Origin of the sequence: Runella sp. MFBS21, assembly GCF_029433105.1 — a bacterium.
Lineage (GTDB): Bacteria > Bacteroidota > Bacteroidia > Cytophagales > Spirosomataceae > Runella.
Window position 1 is genome coordinate 410262 of sequence record NZ_JARNTW010000003.1, and the last position, 20067, is coordinate 430328.

General features: G+C 44.1%; 15 protein-coding genes. 7 read left to right on the forward strand and 8 right to left on the reverse strand.

The window, feature by feature from the left end; genetic code table 11:
• Window positions 1-12 precede the first annotated feature (12 nt).
• The 8 genes from P1X15_RS09155 to P1X15_RS09190 form a co-directional block, all read right to left on the reverse strand.
• Window positions 13-1521, reverse strand: coding sequence for a sugar ABC transporter ATP-binding protein (locus tag P1X15_RS09155; protein ID WP_277337845.1), 1509 nt, complete (start codon window positions 1519-1521; stop codon window positions 13-15).
• Window positions 1522-1548: 27 nt separating this feature from the next.
• Window positions 1549-2178 carry a DUF2291 domain-containing protein gene (locus tag P1X15_RS09160; protein WP_277337846.1) on the reverse strand — a complete coding sequence of 210 codons (630 nt, stop codon included), beginning with the start codon at window positions 2176-2178 and terminating at the stop codon, window positions 1549-1551.
• On the reverse strand, window positions 2153-3007 hold the full coding sequence (locus tag P1X15_RS09165) for a D-ribose ABC transporter substrate-binding protein (RefSeq protein WP_277337847.1): 855 nt from the start codon (window positions 3005-3007) through the stop codon (window positions 2153-2155). Before P1X15_RS09165 ends, P1X15_RS09160 begins: the two co-directional genes overlap by 26 nt.
• Window positions 3008-3137: 130 nt before the next feature.
• Window positions 3138-4535, reverse strand: a complete 1398-nt coding sequence (locus P1X15_RS09170; RefSeq protein ID WP_277337848.1) for a DUF1593 domain-containing protein — start codon at window positions 4533-4535, stop codon at window positions 3138-3140.
• Between the two features lie 52 nt (window positions 4536-4587).
• Window positions 4588-5550, reverse strand: coding sequence for a transketolase family protein (locus tag P1X15_RS09175; RefSeq protein ID WP_277337849.1), 963 nt, complete (start codon window positions 5548-5550; stop codon window positions 4588-4590).
• A gap of 83 nt (window positions 5551-5633) precedes the next feature.
• Entirely contained in the window at window positions 5634-6458 is an 825-nt protein-coding gene (locus P1X15_RS09180) for a transketolase (protein ID WP_277337850.1), read from the reverse strand.
• A gap of 19 nt (window positions 6459-6477) precedes the next feature.
• Window positions 6478-7875, reverse strand: a complete 1398-nt coding sequence (locus P1X15_RS09185; RefSeq protein ID WP_277337851.1) for an L-fucose/L-arabinose isomerase family protein — start codon at window positions 7873-7875, stop codon at window positions 6478-6480.
• 57 nt (window positions 7876-7932) lie between these two features.
• Entirely contained in the window at window positions 7933-8697 is a 765-nt protein-coding gene (locus P1X15_RS09190; protein WP_028666839.1) for a DeoR/GlpR family DNA-binding transcription regulator, read from the reverse strand.
• Window positions 8698-9331: 634 nt separating this feature from the next.
• Between P1X15_RS09190 and P1X15_RS09195 the strand changes: the two genes are divergently transcribed.
• From P1X15_RS09195 to P1X15_RS09225, 7 genes are all read left to right on the forward strand, one after another.
• Entirely contained in the window at window positions 9332-12502 is a 3171-nt protein-coding gene (locus P1X15_RS09195; RefSeq protein WP_277337852.1) for a TonB-dependent receptor, read from the forward strand.
• 21 nt (window positions 12503-12523) lie between these two features.
• Window positions 12524-13939, forward strand: a complete 1416-nt coding sequence (locus tag P1X15_RS09200; RefSeq protein ID WP_277337853.1) for a RagB/SusD family nutrient uptake outer membrane protein — start codon at window positions 12524-12526, stop codon at window positions 13937-13939.
• A gap of 230 nt (window positions 13940-14169) precedes the next feature.
• Window positions 14170-15429, forward strand: a complete 1260-nt coding sequence (locus P1X15_RS09205) for a ribulose-bisphosphate carboxylase large subunit family protein (RefSeq protein WP_277337854.1) — start codon at window positions 14170-14172, stop codon at window positions 15427-15429.
• Window positions 15430-15503: 74 nt separating this feature from the next.
• On the forward strand, window positions 15504-16895 hold the full coding sequence (locus tag P1X15_RS09210) for a four-carbon acid sugar kinase family protein (protein WP_277337855.1): 1392 nt from the start codon (window positions 15504-15506) through the stop codon (window positions 16893-16895).
• A gap of 26 nt (window positions 16896-16921) precedes the next feature.
• Window positions 16922-17578, forward strand: coding sequence for an aspartate/glutamate racemase family protein (locus tag P1X15_RS09215; RefSeq protein WP_277337856.1), 657 nt, complete (start codon window positions 16922-16924; stop codon window positions 17576-17578).
• On the forward strand, window positions 17575-18870 hold the full coding sequence (locus tag P1X15_RS09220; RefSeq protein ID WP_277337857.1) for a bile acid:sodium symporter family protein: 1296 nt from the start codon (window positions 17575-17577) through the stop codon (window positions 18868-18870). Before P1X15_RS09215 ends, P1X15_RS09220 begins: the two co-directional genes overlap by 4 nt.
• Before the next feature lie 99 nt (window positions 18871-18969).
• On the forward strand, window positions 18970-20016 hold the full coding sequence (locus P1X15_RS09225; RefSeq protein WP_277337858.1) for a glycosylase: 1047 nt from the start codon (window positions 18970-18972) through the stop codon (window positions 20014-20016).
• The last annotated feature ends 51 nt before the right edge of the window (window positions 20017-20067 follow it).

A 20067-nucleotide genomic window follows, 5' to 3' on the forward strand; every position in this document is an offset into this window, starting at 1 on the left:
TCTCCTTCAATTCTATAAAACTTTGGGAATGGCGGCTTTCAATAATATATCTTCGGTGGCATTTTGGGTCAAAATCTCTAGTGTTAGCTTGCCTTCGGCCAATACCAGTACGCGGTCTGAAACCGCAAAAATTTCGGGTAATTCGGAAGAAACCATCATAATTCCCAAACCCGAGGCCGCCAATTTCAATATCAGTTTATAAATCTCACTTTTAGCATGAATATCTATTCCACGGGTAGGCTCGTCGAGCAGCAATACCTTGGGATGCGTGGCAAGCCATTTCCCCAAAATCACCTTTTGTTGATTTCCGCCGCTTAAATTTTTGATAAGTTGCTGCGCCGATGAGGTTTTTACGCCTAGTTCTTGAATGTATTTTTCGGCCAATTGGGATTCGGCTTGGTTACTCAAAAACCCATTTTTTTCGACCCGCTCCCCCAAAGAAGCCAAGCTTATATTTTGGCTCACGGTCATTCCAGGCACGATACCGTCCCTTTTTCTATCTTCGGGTACCAAGGCCAAACCTGCCTTCACTGCCTCTACGGATGATTTAAGATGAAGTGGCTCTCCGTTGAGATGTATCTGCCCCGTAGCCTGCGCGTGATGTAGCCCAAAAATCGTTTCGAGGAGTTCGGTACGGCCTGCCCCCATCAGCCCAAAGACTCCCAACACTTCGCCTTTTTTGAGATGAAAAGAAATATCTGATAAAATAAAACTCTCTTTATGATTAGGCTTTTTCAAAGATAAACCATTGATTTCCAGTACACTTTCTTGGTTATTCAAAATAATTTTTGGCGGTGGGATGAAGATTTCGCGACCTACCATTTTCTGAATCAATTGGTCATGAGTCATTCCCTGAATATTTCCTGATTCGATAGATTTACCATCGCGCAATACAATGTAGCGATCAGCAATGCGAAACAGTTCATCGAGTTTGTGGGAGATATACGCAATGGTCTTATTGTCAGCCCTTAGCTCTTCGATGATGCCAAAGAGGGTCTCGACCTCCTGGTCGGTAATGGCGGAGGTAGGCTCATCCATGATGATGACCTTTGGCTCTAATAGCAACGCTTTGGCAATCTCAACTAGCTGTTGCTGTCCTACTTTTAGTTCCTGAACAGGAGTAGCGGGGTCTATATCCAGCCTAAGTTTTTGGAGCAAAACCGTGGCTTGATCGCGCATTTTTTGTTTATGAAGCGTTCCCCATTTAGTCAGGATTTCTTGACCCAAAAAGATATTTTCCGTAATACTCAGGTAAGGTATCAGGTTGAGTTCTTGGTGAATGATAGCGATTCCAGCCTGTTGCGCCTCTTTGGGATTTTGAAAGCGGATAGGCTGAGCGTGCCACACAATCTGCCCTTCGTAATCATTATCTACTCCCGACAAGATTTTCATCAAGGTAGATTTGCCGGCCCCGTTTTCTCCCAAAATGGCATTTACTTTGCCTTCGTGGAGTTCGAGACACACACGGTCTAGCGCCGTAACACCCGAAAACTTTTTGGTTATGTTGTCTGCAACAAGCACAATGAGGTCGATTTTGGGAATAGAATACTACTGAATAGAAATAGGAATTACTTCGATATTATCAAGATTGAGGCGAGCGCTGTTTAGCTCCATCACTCCTGTAAAAGCCACCTTATCACCCACTTTGGCTTTTGCCCTGAAAGGAGGAATTACCTTGTTTTTTACAATTTTATTCAACTCAGCCGATACATTATTGATATCGGCAGTATTGGTAAAAGACGTAATGTCAAACAAACCTGTAACATCACGAATGGCATTGCCATAAATAAACTCCGTAGCCAAAGTCAGCGATTGATTGCCCATTTGAAGGCTTATTTCATCTTCGTTGATAGCGGTAATAATCCCCGTACCTTTCACTAAAAAGTATTTGATACTTCCTACTGCCGTAGCATAGGCATATTTTTCAAAAGCTTCGTCTTTAGAAATCGTCAATAGTTGAATCAACTCCTGAATCCCTGAGGCATTGGCAAGCTGTGGGGTGAGGGTTGAGGTAAAAAATTTCTGAGCATAGGCTGCCGCGTCAAACTTCTTATTGGCCGCACTTCTGACTTCATCCAATTTTTTGAAATAAACAGAATGATACCCCAAAAACAACACGGCACCCAGCCCTAGCAAATACTTTATGGTCAGATTATTCTTTTTTTCCGAATGCGGCATAATCTTCAATGTTTTCTTTGGTTACTAATTCGACGGCAACGGGCAGTTTTTGAGGAAAATCTTTTTTCCCTTTCAAATATTGGTCGGCATAAATAGCAGCTGTTTGAGCCATTACTTTGGGAAATTGCATACCGGTAGCGGCAATTTTTCCGTCTTTGATGGCATCTACCACGTCGGCAGCTCCGTCAAACCCAAAAACCTTGACCTTATCGGCCTTTCCTGCTGCTGCAAGTGCTTGGTAAGCACCCATAGCCATGGCATCGTTGCCACAAAAGACCGCATCAATATTGGGATGAGCTTGCATGATAGACTCCAAAACTTCCATGGCTTTGTTACGGTCAAAATCAGCACTTTGCTGTGCCACCATTTTTAGCCCCGTATAATTGTCCACCACACTATGAAATCCTTGTGAACGCGCCCAGGTGTTGTTGTCGCCCACCAATCCGAGGAGTTCTACATAATTGCCTTTTTTCTTCATTTGTTTCACAAAATACTTAGCCAACGACACACAGCCCGAATAGCTATCTGATAAGATTTGGGAAGTGGCGGCATCGACCGAATTGACTTCCCGATCCATACAAAATACGGGCACGCCCGCTGCTTTGGCTTTCTGAACATTTACTACCGAGCCTTCGGCGTCAGTTGGGTTAAAAAGAATAGCATTGTAACCCGATACCAACGCATTTTCAAAATGGTCAGATTCTAGAGCCGTGTTATTTTGTGAATCAAAAATTTTGGTTTCATAGCCAAGTTCTTTGGCTTTGGCGGCGGCATTATCGGCCAAAAACACGAACCAAGGGTTGTTGAGCGTCGAAATGATAATAGCCATTTTCTTCGGAGTCTCCGATGTATTTTTGTTTGAACAGCTCCCAAAAAACAAGAGACAAAAAGCAAGGCTAAAAACAATCCCGCTATTATTTTTCAATTGCCACAGATAATTAATCATTGTCGATACACTTTTAGGGAAAAACTGTCGCAATCACCCGCTGATAACGAGTCAAAGAAGGCGTACCATTGTCGGATACCGCCAACACTATGTGAATAGTCTCCGGCTGAGTTACTTTAGGCGCCACAAACCAAGCCTCAGCTTTGGTTTTATCATTGATTTGAATTCCGTTTTTATTGCCATAAGTACCAGGTTCGGCATAATATATCCAATCGTATTTGAGGATATTGCCGTCAGGGTCGGTGCTGCCTTTAGCACTCAGTTGTACTTTTTCGCCACTTTTTACTTTCAGAAGATGAGCATGAGAAAGTTTGGCAACGGGCGGGTGATTGGCCTCTTTGTAAGACTTTACACACCAATCCATCCTTGCGGCAAAATCGTGCTGAAATGCCTCACGCCAACGCCAAATCGTGGCTTTGTTGCTGGTTTGGTAGCTACCATCCATACCCATGACTTCATCTACGGCATCCGCCCAAAGAGGGCGGGTTTCGGGTTCATAAAACCACTTTTGAGTACGAGGTGTATAAAACTCATAACGCCCTCCCCAGCTTCCATAGTCAGGATGCTCAGAGTCGCCCAAGCCATTGGGAATGAGGTACAAAAAAGTAGGCGTATCTCCTTCCATCAAAAACTTCACGGCTGGATATTCTTCTCCCAACGGCCCGTGATTTTTGCGGATGTGTTGCTCTAGCCAAGGATTGTCAACGATACCGAAATTAGCACCCGAAAATCGTCCGTGAAACTTATCGCCACTGATCCCCGACCAAGTAGCATAATGATAGGCACCATTGGCATGAAAACCGGGACTTGCGATATAAAACAACTGTGGGAAATTTTTGCGAATCCAAGGGCCACTATCGTCTTGGTCTGAAATGGTATAAACCCGAAGTTTTGACACAAATCTTGCCACTTCATCAGGTGTACGGGTCATTTTGACTTTCCAAAGGGCTTGCGCCAAACAATTGGCCCCACCCCAAACTGGAATCCAAAGCGGTCGAGGGTCGTTTTTGTCGGCTTGTTTGATAATCCATTCGGAGCCTTCGGAATCTTTCCCTTCGCCTACGGCTTCCATACCGCATTTGGGATAACCCGATTTAATGATACCCAGCAAAAAAGCAGTTTCAGGAAAACCTTTTTCGTGTAATAATAAATTGCTCCGTACTTTGTCGTAGGCATTCACAATCTTCCGAATACTCTCTGGAGCAGTACGGTCGCGTTGGTGAATAGAAGTCGTAGCCACAATGCCCTCAATATCCCACTGATTGCTGTAAGTCAAAAACCGCACCATCGATTGGGTATCATCGGGTTCATTTTCGATGTCGGTCAGTATCAGTACCCGAAGTTTTTCGGAAGGTTGGGCGTATAAGTACCTAATGGAAAACAACAAAAAAACATAAACGAATAGCCTCATTGATTTTAGGAATAGTGGTTTAGGGAAAGGTATCTAATCATATTGAGGTGGATTAAACTCGCAATAATGCTAAAGCTCGATGAGCAATGCCTTCTTCGGAAATACCATAATGGTTAAAGATTTCGGTTTGGGAGCCCGTCACGGTGTATTCATCAGGAATACCCATAAGGTCAAAAGCTTTATGATATCTATTCTTTAAAAGCCATGCTGCACAAGCTTCTCCCAAGCCGCCATAGACGCTGTGTTCTTCTACGGTCAAAATGGCTTTACATTTTTGCGCCACTTGAGCCAGCAATTCCTCGTCCAAAGGTTTGATGGTGTGCATACTGATAACCGTCGCTTCCACATTGTATTCACTAGCCAACTTATGTGCTGCTTGCAGGGCTGGATAGACGGTCTCTCCCGTGGCAATAAGCGCTATATCATCGCCTTCTCTTACTACCCTACCCTTTCCGATTTCGAAAGGAATAGTATCCTCTATGTCGAGCAGAGGCATTGGTTTTTTACCAAAACGTAAATAAAAAGGTTGGGAAAGAGCCGCTACTTGTTTTACGGCTTGCGCTGTTTCGAAACCATCGGCTGGGGCAATGATTGTAATATTGTGAATGGCTCTTAGCACCGCAAAATCATGAAGACTATGGTGAGTCGAACCCAAAGCGCCATAACTTACTCCTGCGCTAATACCCACGAGTTTGACAGGGTTATTGGAATATGCCACATCATTTTTGATTTGTTCCAATGCCCTCGCCGTCAGAAAGCACGCAGGCGAAACCGCAAATACCTTTTTCCCGGTAGAAGCTAATCCTGCCGCCATTCCTACGAGGTTTTGCTCGGCTATTCCTACTTCTACTATTTGAGCAGGGTATTTTTTACCAAAGGGTACCAGTTTTCCCGAACCTCGCGAGTCGCTTGTTACTACTACGACCTGCTTGTCAAGCGCGGCCAAAGACTGAAGCGTTTCAGCAAATACCTCTTGATTGGCAATCGCCGTCCCTGCCAAGGGAACATCTATCATTTCGTTGCCCATTTTTATTTTAATTTCTTACTGAAAATCAAACATTTAACAAAATACTTGAACTAAAATTAAGTAGTAGATAATCATATCCCCCCTTCAGGGGCTAGAGGGCTTTCAAGCTCTGCCATTGCCAGTTTGTATTGCGCTTCGGTCGGGACGCCGTGGTGCCATTTCAATTCATTTTCCATAAAACTCACGCCTTTGCCTTTCACAGTATGTGCGATGATGACACTGGGCTTCTCCTTTTCAAAAGGCAAAGCCCCAAACGCCGCTCTCAATGCCTCAATATCATGACCATCTACGTGGCGTACGGCCCACCCAAAGCTTTCAAATTTTTTGTCGAGGGGTTCGGTATTACATACTTCGGTAGTAGGAGCGGTGATTTGGAGACCATTAAGGTCAACGATAGCACACAGATTATCTAACTTGTAATGCGCCGCCGACAACGCCGCCTCCCAATTGGAGCCTTCGGGCAGCTCACCATCGCCCAAAAGCGTAAAAACGCGATAAGACAAACTATCCATTTTGGCCGCCAAAGCCACGCCTGCACTGATAGGCAAGCCATGCCCCAATGCGCCGGTGTTTTGCTCCACGCCTTTGATTTTGCGCGTAGGGTGTCCGATATAATGCGACTGATATTGGCACAGTGTTTCTAAATCAGATTCAGGAAAAAAGCCTTTGTCGGCCAATACCACATATAACGCTTCCACACAGTGCCCCTTACTCTGGATATATCGGTCACGGTCGAAGGCATCCGCATTGGCAGGATTTACATTCAGTACTTCATTATAAAGCACATTTAGTATATCAATACACGACAACGACCCACCCGTATGCCCCGCCTTGGCCTTCAGAATATACTTCAGGATTTTGCGGCGGTATTCCCTAGATTTTAGTTCTAAATTCATCTTCTATATTTATTGGGCACTAATGGTGATATACTTCCCAACCCATGTAGTTTTCAAAGGCTTCTTTCAAAATATGGGCCGTTTTGGAAGCATTCATCACTACGTGGTGCTCAAAGCCATTGCGACACACATACTTCATTAATCCTTGTAAATCAGGAATTTTTGCCACCGCTCGATTTCCAAAAGTGCGAAGTTCGTCATCGGTCAACATTCCTTCACCTATGTAAGCTTTTATGATGCCTTTGGGGTCGTCGGTACTGATACGGCCATAGGTAAGCGGCATCGCAGGGGTACGCCCGGCCAATGCGCCGTAGGTATTTTCTTCTCCTACCGAAGTTCCTAAAATAGGCGCCGTACTGATTTCGATGTCGGGCAAAAACGACTTAGCCCAGTTACCACAGTGGAAGAGCACGCATTTTTCTTCGTCGTTGGCGTAGTTGTTGTTCCAATCGACCAAGGCACTCGGCGAACCCGATGCTAGCTGCATGGCATACATACTCAAGGTGCCCGTCACATCTACTTCACAAGCACTTGGTAGCATATTTTCGCTCATGATACTCATGCTAGTACATACATTACAGCCGTAGTTTTGCTGCAAACTAGTCCAGCACTGAATCGCCGTTGCATCCAAAGCAAACTCCTCCATAAAATCGGTGAGGGCAATGTCGAGTTTGGCCATCTGCAATAAGCGACTGTCGGGCGTGCGCCCTACTGAAGCATAACCACGGATTTTGTCGATACGCTGCTTGACCACCTCATCGGTATCTTTGAGGCGATTGGCATTTCCCAAAATCGCCGATAAATCGATAGTAGTAACCGAAATACCATTGCGTTGTAAAATTTTTTCGCTGTAACGCACCGTATTAAATGCCCCTGGACGCGCGCCCACAGCTCCGATACGTACATTGCGAAGACCACGCACTACCCTGCAAACAGCCACAAAATCTAGCAACTCTTTTTCAAAACTACTTTCGGTAAGACGAATGACGTGCTTTTCGGTAAGGGAGTATTTGATACCGTATTGGTAGAGATTATTACAAACCGAGATTTTGCCACACCACGCATCGCGGCGGCGCGCTACGTCGAGTTTGTCGAGGTCGTCGGGGTAGGCTTGAATCAAAACTGGCACATTAAGCCCCGACAATTTGAGGGTATCGGCTACGCCTTTTTCATCCCCAAAATTGGGTAACACCACCAAAACCCCCATGATTTCTTCGGCATGGGCTTTGAAGAGAGTGGCACATTTTTGAGCATCACCAAACGTCTCGACTCCCCCTAGCTTAGTGTCGGCATCGCTCAATAAAATAGGTTTGATGTTGAGCTTTTTACACAACTCAATGCAATCAATGCGAGCCTCTGCTACCAACTTATCTGGAAAGAAATCCCGGTTTCCGATAATAATTCCAATACTTGTCATATAGTCAAAAAATCAGGACTCAAGTCCCTTTATGTTCATGTTCTTTTGGTTGCGAGATTATTTAGCAATGATAACTTCGATGTCGTTTTGTTTAAACAATTGCAAGTGATTGTTTTCAATACCACTATCAGTAATCAAATAGCTGATAAGCGACAGTGCCCCCAAACTTGCGAAAGCACTTTTGCCGATTTTGGTAGAATCAGCCACGAGATAGGTAGTTTCGGCGGCATCAATCATTGCTTTTTTTACCACTAAGTCGCTGATACTCGGGTAAGTCAATCCTGCTTTGAGGGAAATACCTGCCGTCGCCAAAAACAATTTTTGTACGTGGATTCCTTTGAAAAAATCAGCTGCTTTTTGCCCTGTCAACGACAAGGTCGGTGGCTTAAACTCTCCACCCGTCAATATCACCTCAATGTTTTGTTCTGCTCCTAGCATCAACCCAATGTTCATGGCATTGGTGATGACCGTCAATCGACGATTACCTCTGATTTTTTTGGCAATTTCGGTGGTAGTACTACCCGAATCAAGGATGATAGTATCTCCGTTGTCGATGTAGTCCAAACACGTAGCGGCAATACTCTCTTTTTTGTCCATGTTTTCTTGATGTACCAACGAAAACGACTGTACTTGGTCTTTAACGCTTTTGAGATAGGCACCACCATGCTCGCGCACAAGTATTCCTTCTTTTTCTAATTTTTCTAAATCTTGCCGAATGGTTACTTCCGTAACTTTAAACAATAAGGCCAAGTCAGCTACTTTGGCCGACCCGTCTTCATGCAGCAGGTCTAGTATTTTTTCTCTTCTTTGATTAGGAAGCATTGGTTTTCTTTTTTGATATTTTAAAAGTCACATTCTCTTCAAAGAAAAGAAATAATAAGAAAACAAAAAAGGATGTTTTAGGCTCTTCAATCTATTTCTCCCTAATCTTTATTCTTAAGACTGATTCGTAATCCTCGACAGCTTTGTTGTTGATTCACAAGTTGCTATTGCAACTCTCTTTTGTTTAACCCTTTATTTATAACTGTTGTCTTTTTTGTAGGCTTTTACCAAAGCATCATTCAATTATGATTATCGAAACTAAATTTCAAACAAAAGAAACAAAAAGAAACAAAACAAAAAAATTTTACCTAAAATTATTCTTAAAAGCAAGGTAGCACCACAGAGTTCAAAATTAAACTATTTCAATATTTTGTATTATCATTTACTCACCCAAAAACGTCATAAGCGATATTTTTCAAAAAAAATAAAACTTTTACCTCAGATTATACAAATAACCAAAATTGAACATATCTAATATTTGGAATTTCGGAATTCGAAAATCATACTTTCGTTTACTTTCGTTTATCAGGACGGTTCAGGACAGCTATCAATAGGGCATTTTCTAGCTTTGCCTACCATAGTTCAGCATTTTTTAGCTAAAAACTTGTATTTTATCACGTCAAACTTACGCCCTATGAAACCCTTTCTACCACCCAAGTACTTGAAGTACTTTTGTTTTATTTTTCTTTCATTTTGTTTTGTTCAGGTTTTTGGTCAATCGAAAGTAATTTCTGTCAAAGGAAAAATACTAGATGAAGCAGGGAAACCTGTTCCGGGGGTATCAGTCGTACTCAAATCCACGACTACGGGTACTATTTCCAATCAAGATGGACTTTATAGCCTTCCTGCTCCAGAAGATGCCATTTTGGTATTTAGTTCGGTAAGCTACGAATCGCAAGAAATCGCAATCAATAAACGTTCGGTGATTGATGTGACCCTGATGCCCTCCAACAAAATTCTTAATGAAGTAGTGGTCGTAGGGTATGGTACTCAAAGCAAAAGAGCGGTGACGGGGGCAGTAGCGTCTATCAACAATAAGCAATTTCAAGACCGTTCTTTCAGCAATGTGGCACAGTCGCTAGCGGGGCAAGTAGCAGGTGTAAATATTTCGCAAGCGCAAGGTGCCCCAGGGTCTTCCCCTTTTATCAAGATTCGGGGTGTGAGCTCTATCACCGCTGGCACAAACCCTCTTCTGGTAGTAGATGGCGTTCCGTTGGAAAACTTCAACCTAAATATGATTAACCCTCAGGACATTGAGTCGGTAGAAGTATTAAAAGATGCTTCATCAGCGGCGATTTATGGGTCAAGAGGTTCGAGTGGGGTTATCATTGTTACTACCAAATTAGGAAAAGCAGGCAAAACCAACGTCAGCGCCAACTTTGAATATGGTTCACAAAAAGTGACTCGCCAAATCAAGATGATGGACGCGCAACAATTTATCCGAACCTACATCGACGCCAAAAACAACGCGTGGATTGATGCAGGTGGTAAAGCCACCGATGGCAACGCCCTTCGTCCTACGTTGCTCAAAATCCCCGAAGATTTTCTGACCAATCCTCAGCAGTTTGGCACAGGTACCAACTGGCAAGATGTAATGTTTAGAGGCGCACCTTCTTACAATGGTCAAATCTCTGTGTCAGGTGGTACCGAGAAAACCCAGTATATGTTTTCGGGGGCGTATTTAGACCAAACTGCCGTGCTAGACATGAATTACTACAAACGATTGGCGCTACGCTCAAATATCAAAACTGCCGTAACCGACCGCCTTACAGTAGGACTTAATTTGGGAGTAACGACGATTTTTGACCGCACTGAAGGAACCAAAGGAAAAAGTGACGTGATTAGCCTTGGCCTTCAAAGCAACCCTCATTTTCCAGTTTATAACGAAAATGGCAACCTCGGCTACCGTGACCCCAACTCTACTTGGTTTCGTTTTACGGCCTTTGGCGATATGAACCTTTGGCATCCGTACTCATTGACCCGCGAAGTAGACAAAGGCACCAAATCATTCAATACCTTAGGCTCGGCTTATTTGGAATACAATATTTTGAAGAATCTAAAATTCCGCACTAGTCTGAGTGCCAATCTCTTCAATACTCGCAATCATTTTTATTGGAATGATAAACAAAAATACGGCTACTCGGCAGTGCTCGCGGCTCAAGCCAACGCAGGCAACAGCTACATGCTCAATTGGCTGAGTGAAAACACTTTGACTTACGACAAACAAATCGGTGACCACTCCTTTACGGGACTTGTAGGCTATACTTCGCAAAAACAACGCGACGAAACGATGTACGTAGCCGCCAACAATTTCCCGAATGATTTGGTACATACCCTGAACGCCGGAACCGTCACAGCTGGTAACACCACCGCTAGCGAATGGTCTTTGCTATCTTATATTGCTCGTTTGCAATACAACTACAATAGCCGTTATTTTTTGACTGCAGCTATTCGTCGCGATGGTATGTCGCGCTTCGGCGACAACAACAAATGGGGGTATTTTCCTTCGGTATCAGCAGGTTGGCTCATTTCGGATGAAGCTTTTATGAGCAACATCAAGAGCATCAATAACTTGAAATTAAGAGTAAGCTACGGCGTAACAGGCAACAACCAAATCCCCAACTATGGTGCGATTAGCCTTTTGGCAGCCTCCAATTATGTGTACGGCAGCACCATGTCAAATGGCCTAAGAGTCAGCAACATTGCCAATCCTAACTTAAAATGGGAAAAAACCAATATGTTCAATATCGGTCTGGATTTGGGGGTACTCAACAACCGCCTTTCTGGTTCAATCGAGTACTACAACTCTCTGACCCGCGACATGCTATTGTTTGTGCCTGTACCCGACATCACCGGCTTTTCGTCGCAGTTGACCAATATCGGGCAAATGCGCAACCGTGGTATTGAACTTAATATTACTTCCAAAAACGTAGTTGGAAATTTCAACTGGACAACAGACTTCAACTTCTCTCGCAATAGCAACAAAGTATTGCAGTTGGGTCCCGGCAATGCCCCTATCCAATACGTGGATAATGTCGTGACCGTCAGAACCGAAGTAGGGCAACCCGTGTCTAATTTTTATGGCTATATCTTCGACGGTGTGTTTAAAAACCAAGCCGAAATCGATGCCTATCCTCACCACGCAAGCACTACCCCCGGCGACCCTAAAGTAAGAGATGTAAATGGCGATGGAAAAATCACCGACGCCGACCGTACCATCATCGGAAACAATCAGCCCGATTTCATCGCAGGTATGACCAACACCCTGTCTTACAAAGGTTTTGAGTTTTCGTTTATGCTACAAGGCTCTTACGGTGGCGAAATCGCCAACAACAATATTCGCTATTTAGGCACTTGGGACAATGGCCGTAATTTTTATGCGAGTATGTACAACTACTGGCGCTCAGAAAGTGACCCCGGCGATGGGATTCATTTCAAACCCAATGTCAGCTACAAAGGTTTGCAAAAGCAATTTTCGTCCTATTGGGTAGAAGATGCCTCTTTCTTACGTATGAAAAACATCCGCTTGTCGTACGCGATTCCGAGCAAATTATTAAACAAAATTGCTTGCAAATCGGCGCGGGTATATGTCAATGCCGAAAACGTATTTATCCTAACCAAATACAAAGACGGCTACGACCCCGAAAATACCACCTACGGCACCACTACTTACAGCAGCAGCATGGAGACTTCTGGCTCTTATACAAGTGGAAATGCTCCCGTGCCGGGTGCGTTTCAGGGGGTAGATTATGGTTCATATCCACTGCCTCGCGTGATTACGGTAGGTATCAAAGCTGATTTTTAATCAAATAAAACCAACAAAGCAATGAAGAAGTTTAAACATATACTGGCCGCCTGCCTCACTGGTGTAGTGATGAGCAGCTGTAGCGATTCTTTTCTCAAACTTGCCCCTGTTTCCAATCCAAATGCTGAGACATTTTTCAAAACCAAAGCTGATTTTGACTTGGCATCCAATGCCGCCTACGCTACGCTTTATACCATTTACAATCCCGAAGGACCTATCTCATACATGGGCGAACTCATGGGCGATAACGTGACGATTCTGAATATTTCGGGAAATATGGCCGATAAGTGGCAATTCAGGGATTATACCCTTGCGCCTGCCAATACCATGGTGTATCAGTTTTGGCAAGATTTTTATCGGTCACTTTACAATATCAACATCGTGATTAGTAAAGTAGAAACAAGCGAATTAGACGCGGCTAGCAAAGACAAAATCAAAGGAGAAATGATGTTTTTACGGGCACTTTATTACTTCAATATGGTGCAGATTTGGGGAGATTTGCCGCTCGTAACTACTCCTATTACCGCCGCCGAAAGTTACGGTGTATTGCGTTCACCAGCCTCTGAAGTATATGCTCAGATTGTCAAAGATTTACAGTTTGCAGCTGATAAACTCCCCCTAGCTTCCGCAGCTGGCGTAGGAAAAGCTTCCAAAGGAGCGGCTCAATCGCTGCTCGGAAAAGTCTATTTGACCATGGGCGATAAAACCAACGCCGCCAATACCCTCAAAGAAGTAGTCAATAGTGGGCAGTACCAATTGCTTCCCAACTATGCTTCGCTTTGGGATCCTAAAAACAAAAACACCAAAGAGTCTATCTTCGAAATTCAGTTTTTAGGCGGCTCTTCTACGGCTCCTTTCAGTGATTATTATTTGGGCTTTTTTCCCAACTCCAACGCGCTTGGCTTCTACGGAAGTGGTATGAATCAAGTAGTGGATGATGTTTGGACCGAATATGAGACAGGAGATAGCCGCCGCGTAGCCTCTATTGATACAGGCTTTACGGATGCAAAAGGCGTATTTACCAAAGTCAAATTTCCTAAAAAATGGCAAGACAAAACCGCCCCCATCATTGGGCAACGCATCGCCGCCAACAACAACTTTATGGTACTACGCTATGCCGATGTGTTGTTGATGTTGACCGAAGCAACTGGCGATGCTCAATACTTAAATCTAGTGCGCAAAAGGATAGGTTTGCCTGAATACGGTACCGCTGCCTACCCTTCCAAATACAATAGCATTGAGCTAGCCACCGAACACGAACGCCGCGTTGAATTGGCTTTTGAATTTCACCGTTGGTTTGACCTAAAAAGAACCAATCGCGCACTTACTGTATTGCCGAGCAAAGGTAAAGCCGTGACACAAGCTAAATTGCTGATTCCTATCCCCAATGTAGTAAGAGATCAAAATAGCAAAATCACTCAAAACGCAGGCTACTAGATGAAGACTATCCAAGTTTGATAACGAAATAAAAACAAACTTGGATAGTCTAAACCTAAAACAACGCGTCAAACTTTAGAGACTTTCCAAGTTGCTTAAATCGTTGATAACAAACTTGGAAAGTCTACCATGAAATAGTAGAATTAGCGCGAAATAAGATTATTAGAACAGTTTAGTGTTCGCACTTTAGTATTCAACCAAAATGAATCATCCCGACTGATTTTCAGCGAATGGAAAGAATTATTGCTACCTATTTTATAGAAACGCCATTTGATGTTGAAAAAGCGGCACAAGTGCTTGCGGGTGAACAATCCAGCGGCACTTTTGTGGCAATTCCGGGCGAAACTGAGGCTTTGAAAGCGCGTTTTGCCGCCAAAGTAGAGGCCATAAATTTACTTGAGCCTGCCTATCATCCTTCCTTGCCCGGTGCAGAAGGTTATCCTGTGTACCACCGTGCCGAAATCAAAGTCTCTTGGTCGGTCGAAAACTTTGGGTATAATCTGCCCGTTATGATTTCGACTTTACAAGGCAATTTATACGAGTTGACCCAATTTACAGGGCTCAAACTCATGGATATTGATATTCCTGACTCTTTTGCTCGGCATTTTGTAGGCCCACGTTTTGGCATAGAAGGTTGTCGGAATCTCACTCATGTGTATCAGCGACCTCTCATAGGCACCATTATCAAACCTAGCATTGGGCTTTCTCCCAACGATACCGCCGCACTTGTCAAAATCCTAGCAGAGGCGGGGATTGATTTTATCAAGGATGATGAACTCCAATCTGCATCGGCCAATTCTTCTTTTGAAGCCCGCGTAGATGCAGTTATGGAAATCATCAATCGCCATGCCGATGCCACGGGCAAAAAAGTAATGTATGCTTTCAACCTCAGCGAGGAAATAGATAGTATGCTTCGCCGCTACGAATATTTGATAGAAGCAGGAGCGACTTGTGCTATGGTGAGCATCAATAGCGTAGGTTTGGCGGGTACCAAGAAAATCTGCGACCAAGGCGTATTGCCTATTCATGCCCACCGCAATGGCTGGGGAATGATGACCCGTCATCCGCTTTTGGGAATAGACTTTAGGGCTTACCAAAAGCTATGGCGTTTGGTGGGAGTAGATCAGCTCCATGTCAATGGTATCCAAAACAAATTTTGGGAAAGCGACGACTCCGTGGTACGCTCCATCGAAGCTTGTCGTCAGCCCCTACTTGGTGGCTACGAAGTACTGCCCGTAGTATCGTCGGGACAATGGGGCGGGCAAGCTCCCGAAACCTACCGCCGTACCCAAACTGTGGATTTGCTATACATGGCTGGCGGCGGTATTATGGCGCATCCTGACGGCCCCAAAGGAGGAGTGATTGCCATCAATCAAGCGTGGGAAGGAGCAGTCAAGGGCTTATCAATACAACAAACTGCTGCACTTTATCCTGAGTTTGCTAAGTCTGTTGCCAAATTTGGAAAGTCACTTTCGTTTATGTCAAATTGATTTTAGCATTTGTCTCGTTTATCACCAACCAAACCCTCAAGCGAATCGCCTTGGTGATTTGTGTATTTTCTTAAATGTCATTGACAAACAGCTCTTTATTATTGGCCTATTACGGAGATGATTTCACGGGTTCGACCGACGCCCTAGAATTCATGAGCCGCGCAGGAGCACGTACGGTGCTTTTTATCGAACCTCCTACGCTTGCTCAACTCGCCCAATACGAAGATTTACAGGCTATTGGAGTAGCGGGGTTGTCGCGCTCGCTGTCACCCCAAGCAATGGAGCAACAACTACGCCCCGTGTTTGAAGCACTACAAAAACTTAATTCCCGACACATTCATTACAAAGTATGTTCTACTTTCGATTCTTCGCCTACGATTGGTAGCATCGGAAAAGCCTTAGAAATAGGAGCCGAAGTTTTTGAAAGTGAATGGGTTCCGATTCTGGTAGCGGCACCTTCGTTGGGGCGTTATTGTACTTTCGGAAATCTTTTTGCTCGTATGGGTATTGGTAGCCAAGGCGTCATTCATCGCCTCGACCGCCACCCTTCCATGCGTGTTCATCCCGTGACTCCCGCTACCGAAAGTGATTTAAGATTGCATTTGGCCCAACAAACCACCCGAAAAACGGGCTTATTGGATATTCTTCAAATCGCCCAAGCAAATGCCGTCGAGAAGCTAGCACAACTCCTCCAACAAGGCTATGATAATGTACTATTTGATGCCCTTTACGAACAACATTTACCAATCATTGGTCAATTGATAGACCAATGTCAAAAATCTAAAAATCAAGCGTTATTCTCAGTAGGTTCTTCGGGAATTGAAATGGCATTGGGGAGTTATTGGCAAACAGAAGGTATTTTAAGCAAGCGTACGCAGTGGAATAAATTAGAACCTCAGGCAGCAATTTTGGTGATTTCGGGCAGTTGCTCTCCCGTCTCTGCCCAGCAAATTGCGTGGGCCGAACGCCACGGGTTTGTGAGTATTGGCTTAGATACTACAACTATTGCGGCGCATCCCAACGACGATTCGGTTTTAAACACTACCATTGAACAAGCACTTACTTACGCCCAAGCAGGTCGCAGTATCATCATTCATTCGAGCAGTAGCAATCTCGACCCTCGTATCAAAGAAGCAAACGATATTTTTATACAACAAGGTTTTAGCCCCACTCAAATTCAATCCCGTACAGGTCAGCTTTTTGGCAGGGCTTTGGGTATAATAGCCAAAGAAATTCTGGCTTCCTCAGCCATTGAGCGTATCGTTGTAGCAGGAGGTGACACGTCTAGCTATGCTGCACGCGCTATGGAAATCGAAGCAGTAGAAATGATAGCGCCACTTACGCCCGGCGCACCTGTATGCGTAGCCCATGCGCCTCACTCTGCGTTGCATCAAAAACAAATCATTTTTAAAGGGGGTCAGGTGGGTCCAGAAAACTATTATGAATTGGTTAGAGGAGTCGGTTAAACATCATATAAACTATTTTATTATTCATGAAAAAAACACTTGGATTAGTTCATACATCAGCCACTTTAGTTCCTGTTTTTCAGCAGCTTTGTGCACAATACTTACCTCATATCAATGTCTTTAATATTGTGGATGATAGTCTTATCAAACAAGTCATCACGCGGGGAGAATTACAACCCGATACAGCCCGTCGCGTGGTCAATTACGCAAATTCGGCTGAAAGTGCAGGTGCCGATTTCATCATGTTTACTTGCTCCTCCATTGGCGCGGCCGTCGAAACTGCCGCTACCTTGACCCAAGTTCCAGTGCTTCGCGTAGACCAACCGATGGCTGACAAAGCCGTATCAATAGGCAAAAAAATAGGCGTAATTGCAACCCTTCCTACCACCCTTGCGCCTACTTCTGACCTAGTAAAACGTCGTGCGGCGGTGGCTGGTAAATCTATTGAAATTAAATCAGTTTTGTGCGAAGGAGCCTTTGACGCACTCATGGGCGGCAACCCTACCCTACACGACCAAATGGTCGCGGCGGCACTGAAAGAATTGAGCAATGAAGTAGATGTAATTGTACTAGCTCAAGCCTCAATGGCACGAGTGGTAGATACGCTCTCTGACACAGAAAAGAAAGTACCTATTTTGGCAAGCCCTCCCATTGCGATGGAATATCTAGCGACTTTGTTATGAAAAAATTATCAAAAATAGCTTTATACGGTAGTGCTGTAGCTTTGGTAATCCTTTTATGGGGAATCTTCACTTCTACGCCTTCTTTGTGGCAGCCTTCGGCCCTGGGGCTAGCGGTGTGTATTGCGTTGGGCTTGGGGGCAATCCCCGCTCTCAAAGGCTATCAATATACCGCATGGATTATGGCGGCGGTAGTGGCTGGGATGATTTATCCAGCGGCTTTTACCAAATGGGGAGACTTTGATTTACGCAACAAATGGCTCATTCTCATCATCATACAAACAGTAATGTTTGGGATGGGCATCCACATGAGTGTGCGCGATTTTTCGAGTTTGGCTACCACAGGCAAAGGCGTGGTGATTGGGCTTTTATGCCATTTTTCGGTCATGCCTCTGATGGGTTTGCTTCTTACCAAAGTCTTTGATTTTGAACCAGAAATCGCCGCTGGCATTATCCTGATTGGTTCATGTTCGAGCGGATTAGCTTCCAATGTGATGGTCTATTTGGCCAAAGCCAATTTGGTATTGTCAGTAATCGTAACAGCAATGGCTACGCTAGTGGCTCCTTTTCTTACACCTCTGCTGATGAAATTGCTGGCCGGAACATTGATTGAAGTTCATTTTGTGGATATGATGATGGAAATCATCAAGATAATCATTGTCCCTATCGGGGCAGCCTTGTTATACGATTTTCTTACCACGGCCACACGTCCCCAATGGTACAAGGTAACACGCGTTGCTTTGATTTCTGGGCTTTGGCTTTTGGCGCTGCCCGTCGGGCTGTGGGATTTTTTCAAAGCCCATATCACTTCCCAAGCAGCATTACAGTCACTCGAAATTTTAGGATTTTTTGCGGGGGCATTTCTGGTCGGGATGGGCTATTATTTTCTAAGCCGTCGTTTTTCCAAGCTAGATGATTTGATGCCTTATTTTTCGATGTTTGGTATTATTTATTTTACCACAGTGACCACAGCCGCTGGTCGCGAAAACCTCCTTAAAGTAGGCTTTTTGCTCTTTATTTGTTCGGTGATTCACAATGCCGCAGGTTATTTTTTTGGTTATTGGCTGAGTCGTTTATTTGGATTGGATGTTAATTCTTCGCGCACTGTTGCTTTTGAAGTAGGACTTCAAAACGGAGGCATGGCATCAGGATTGGCCGGAAGTATGGGCAAACTCGGTACGGTAGGGCTACCTGCCACGGTTTTTAGCCCGTGGATGAATATTTCGGGTTCTATTCTGGCCAATTATTGGCGCCGCCATCCCGTAGAAGAAGTCAAAGACACATTTTCAAATTAACGCATTATCCTCATGTTTTATCGTAAGTTTTTATTTCTAGTGTTCATTATTTGTACGGGCAAAATATGGTCTCAAAACCCTACCGTCTCTCCCCAAAAAATGCAAGAAGTATACGATGAAATAAAAACCCCGCATAAGTACGGCTTGGTAATGATTCCCTCTGACAATTCAAAAAAACTAGATTGCCCCACGGTATTTCGCAAAAACAAACAATGGTTCATGACTTATTTGGTGTTTGATGGGCGAGGTTATGAAACTTGGCTTGCCAAAAGCAAAAACCTGCTTGATTGGGAAACACTCGGCAAAATCATGTCTTTTTCGGCTGATACTCTACAATGGGATAACAACCAAAAAGCGGGTTATGTAGCCCTTCAAAACACCAAATGGGGAGGAAAGTACAATCTCCTAAAATACCAAGGTAAGTATTGGATGCCATATTGTGGGGGTAATAGCCGAGGCTATGAGGCAGGCAAACTCTCCATTGGAATGGCTTACAGCGACCAAAACCCGACCAAATTGGTAGAATGGCAACGACTCCCCAAAGCAGTACTTTCTCCCTACGATACCGATGTAAGGTGGTGGGAAAACAAAAAACAATACAAAAGCACGGTAGTCTGGGATAAGAAAAAGACGACGGGTTATCCTTTTGTGATGTACTACAATGCCAACGGCGACAGTAGCAACAACAACCCCAAATATCGGGAAATTGAGCGCATCGGCATGGCTGTTTCCAACGATATGAAGACATGGAAACGTTTCCAATCTGAGACTGTACTGAATCATCACTCGGGCATCACGGGTGATGGTGTACTCCAAAAAATGGGCGATTTATGGGTGATGTTTTATTTTGGAGCATTCTGGAATGAGCGCAAAGACGCTTACAATCGTTTTGCTTGTTCGTATGACATGGTAAACTGGACTGATTGGGACGGCCCCGACCTTATCAATCCTTCCGAACCTTACGACAGTATGTATGCCCATAAATCGTACGTCATCAAGCACAAAGGAGTGGTTTATCATTTTTATTGTGCGGTCAATAAAGACGACCAACGAGGCATAGCCGTTGCCACTTCCAAAGAAATAGGAAAAAGTACGCTCGCTTTTGTACCGCCACCACCCAAGAAAACCAAACAGACATCCAAATAGCAACTTACACTTTTATTTATCTGATTATCAAAAATTTAAATAGACACTATC

What these genes read in the sequence shown, in the direction of transcription:
- P1X15_RS09160 (WP_277337846.1), bottom strand. Translation starts at nt 2,178, where the DNA reads ATGCCGCATTCGGAAAAAAAGAATAATCTGACCATAAAGTATTTGCTA.
- P1X15_RS09165 (WP_277337847.1), bottom strand. Translation starts at nt 3,007, where the DNA reads ATGGCTATTATCATTTCGACGCTCAACAACCCTTGGTTCGTGTTTTTG.
- P1X15_RS09170 (WP_277337848.1), bottom strand. Translation starts at nt 4,535, where the DNA reads ATGAGGCTATTCGTTTATGTTTTTTTGTTGTTTTCCATTAGGTACTTA.
- P1X15_RS09175 (WP_277337849.1), bottom strand. Translation starts at nt 5,550, where the DNA reads ATGATAGATGTTCCCTTGGCAGGGACGGCGATTGCCAATCAAGAGGTA.
- P1X15_RS09180 (WP_277337850.1), bottom strand. Translation starts at nt 6,458, where the DNA reads ATGAATTTAGAACTAAAATCTAGGGAATACCGCCGCAAAATCCTGAAG.
- P1X15_RS09185 (WP_277337851.1), bottom strand. Translation starts at nt 7,875, where the DNA reads ATGACAAGTATTGGAATTATTATCGGAAACCGGGATTTCTTTCCAGAT.
- P1X15_RS09190 (WP_028666839.1), bottom strand. Translation starts at nt 8,697, where the DNA reads ATGCTTCCTAATCAAAGAAGAGAAAAAATACTAGACCTGCTGCATGAA.
- P1X15_RS09195 (WP_277337852.1), top strand. Translation starts at nt 9,332, where the DNA reads ATGAAACCCTTTCTACCACCCAAGTACTTGAAGTACTTTTGTTTTATT.
- P1X15_RS09200 (WP_277337853.1), top strand. Translation starts at nt 12,524, where the DNA reads ATGAAGAAGTTTAAACATATACTGGCCGCCTGCCTCACTGGTGTAGTG.
- P1X15_RS09205 (WP_277337854.1), top strand. Translation starts at nt 14,170, where the DNA reads ATGGAAAGAATTATTGCTACCTATTTTATAGAAACGCCATTTGATGTT.
- P1X15_RS09210 (WP_277337855.1), top strand. Translation starts at nt 15,504, where the DNA reads ATGTCATTGACAAACAGCTCTTTATTATTGGCCTATTACGGAGATGAT.
- P1X15_RS09215 (WP_277337856.1), top strand. Translation starts at nt 16,922, where the DNA reads ATGAAAAAAACACTTGGATTAGTTCATACATCAGCCACTTTAGTTCCT.
- P1X15_RS09220 (WP_277337857.1), top strand. Translation starts at nt 17,575, where the DNA reads ATGAAAAAATTATCAAAAATAGCTTTATACGGTAGTGCTGTAGCTTTG.
- P1X15_RS09225 (WP_277337858.1), top strand. Translation starts at nt 18,970, where the DNA reads ATGCAAGAAGTATACGATGAAATAAAAACCCCGCATAAGTACGGCTTG.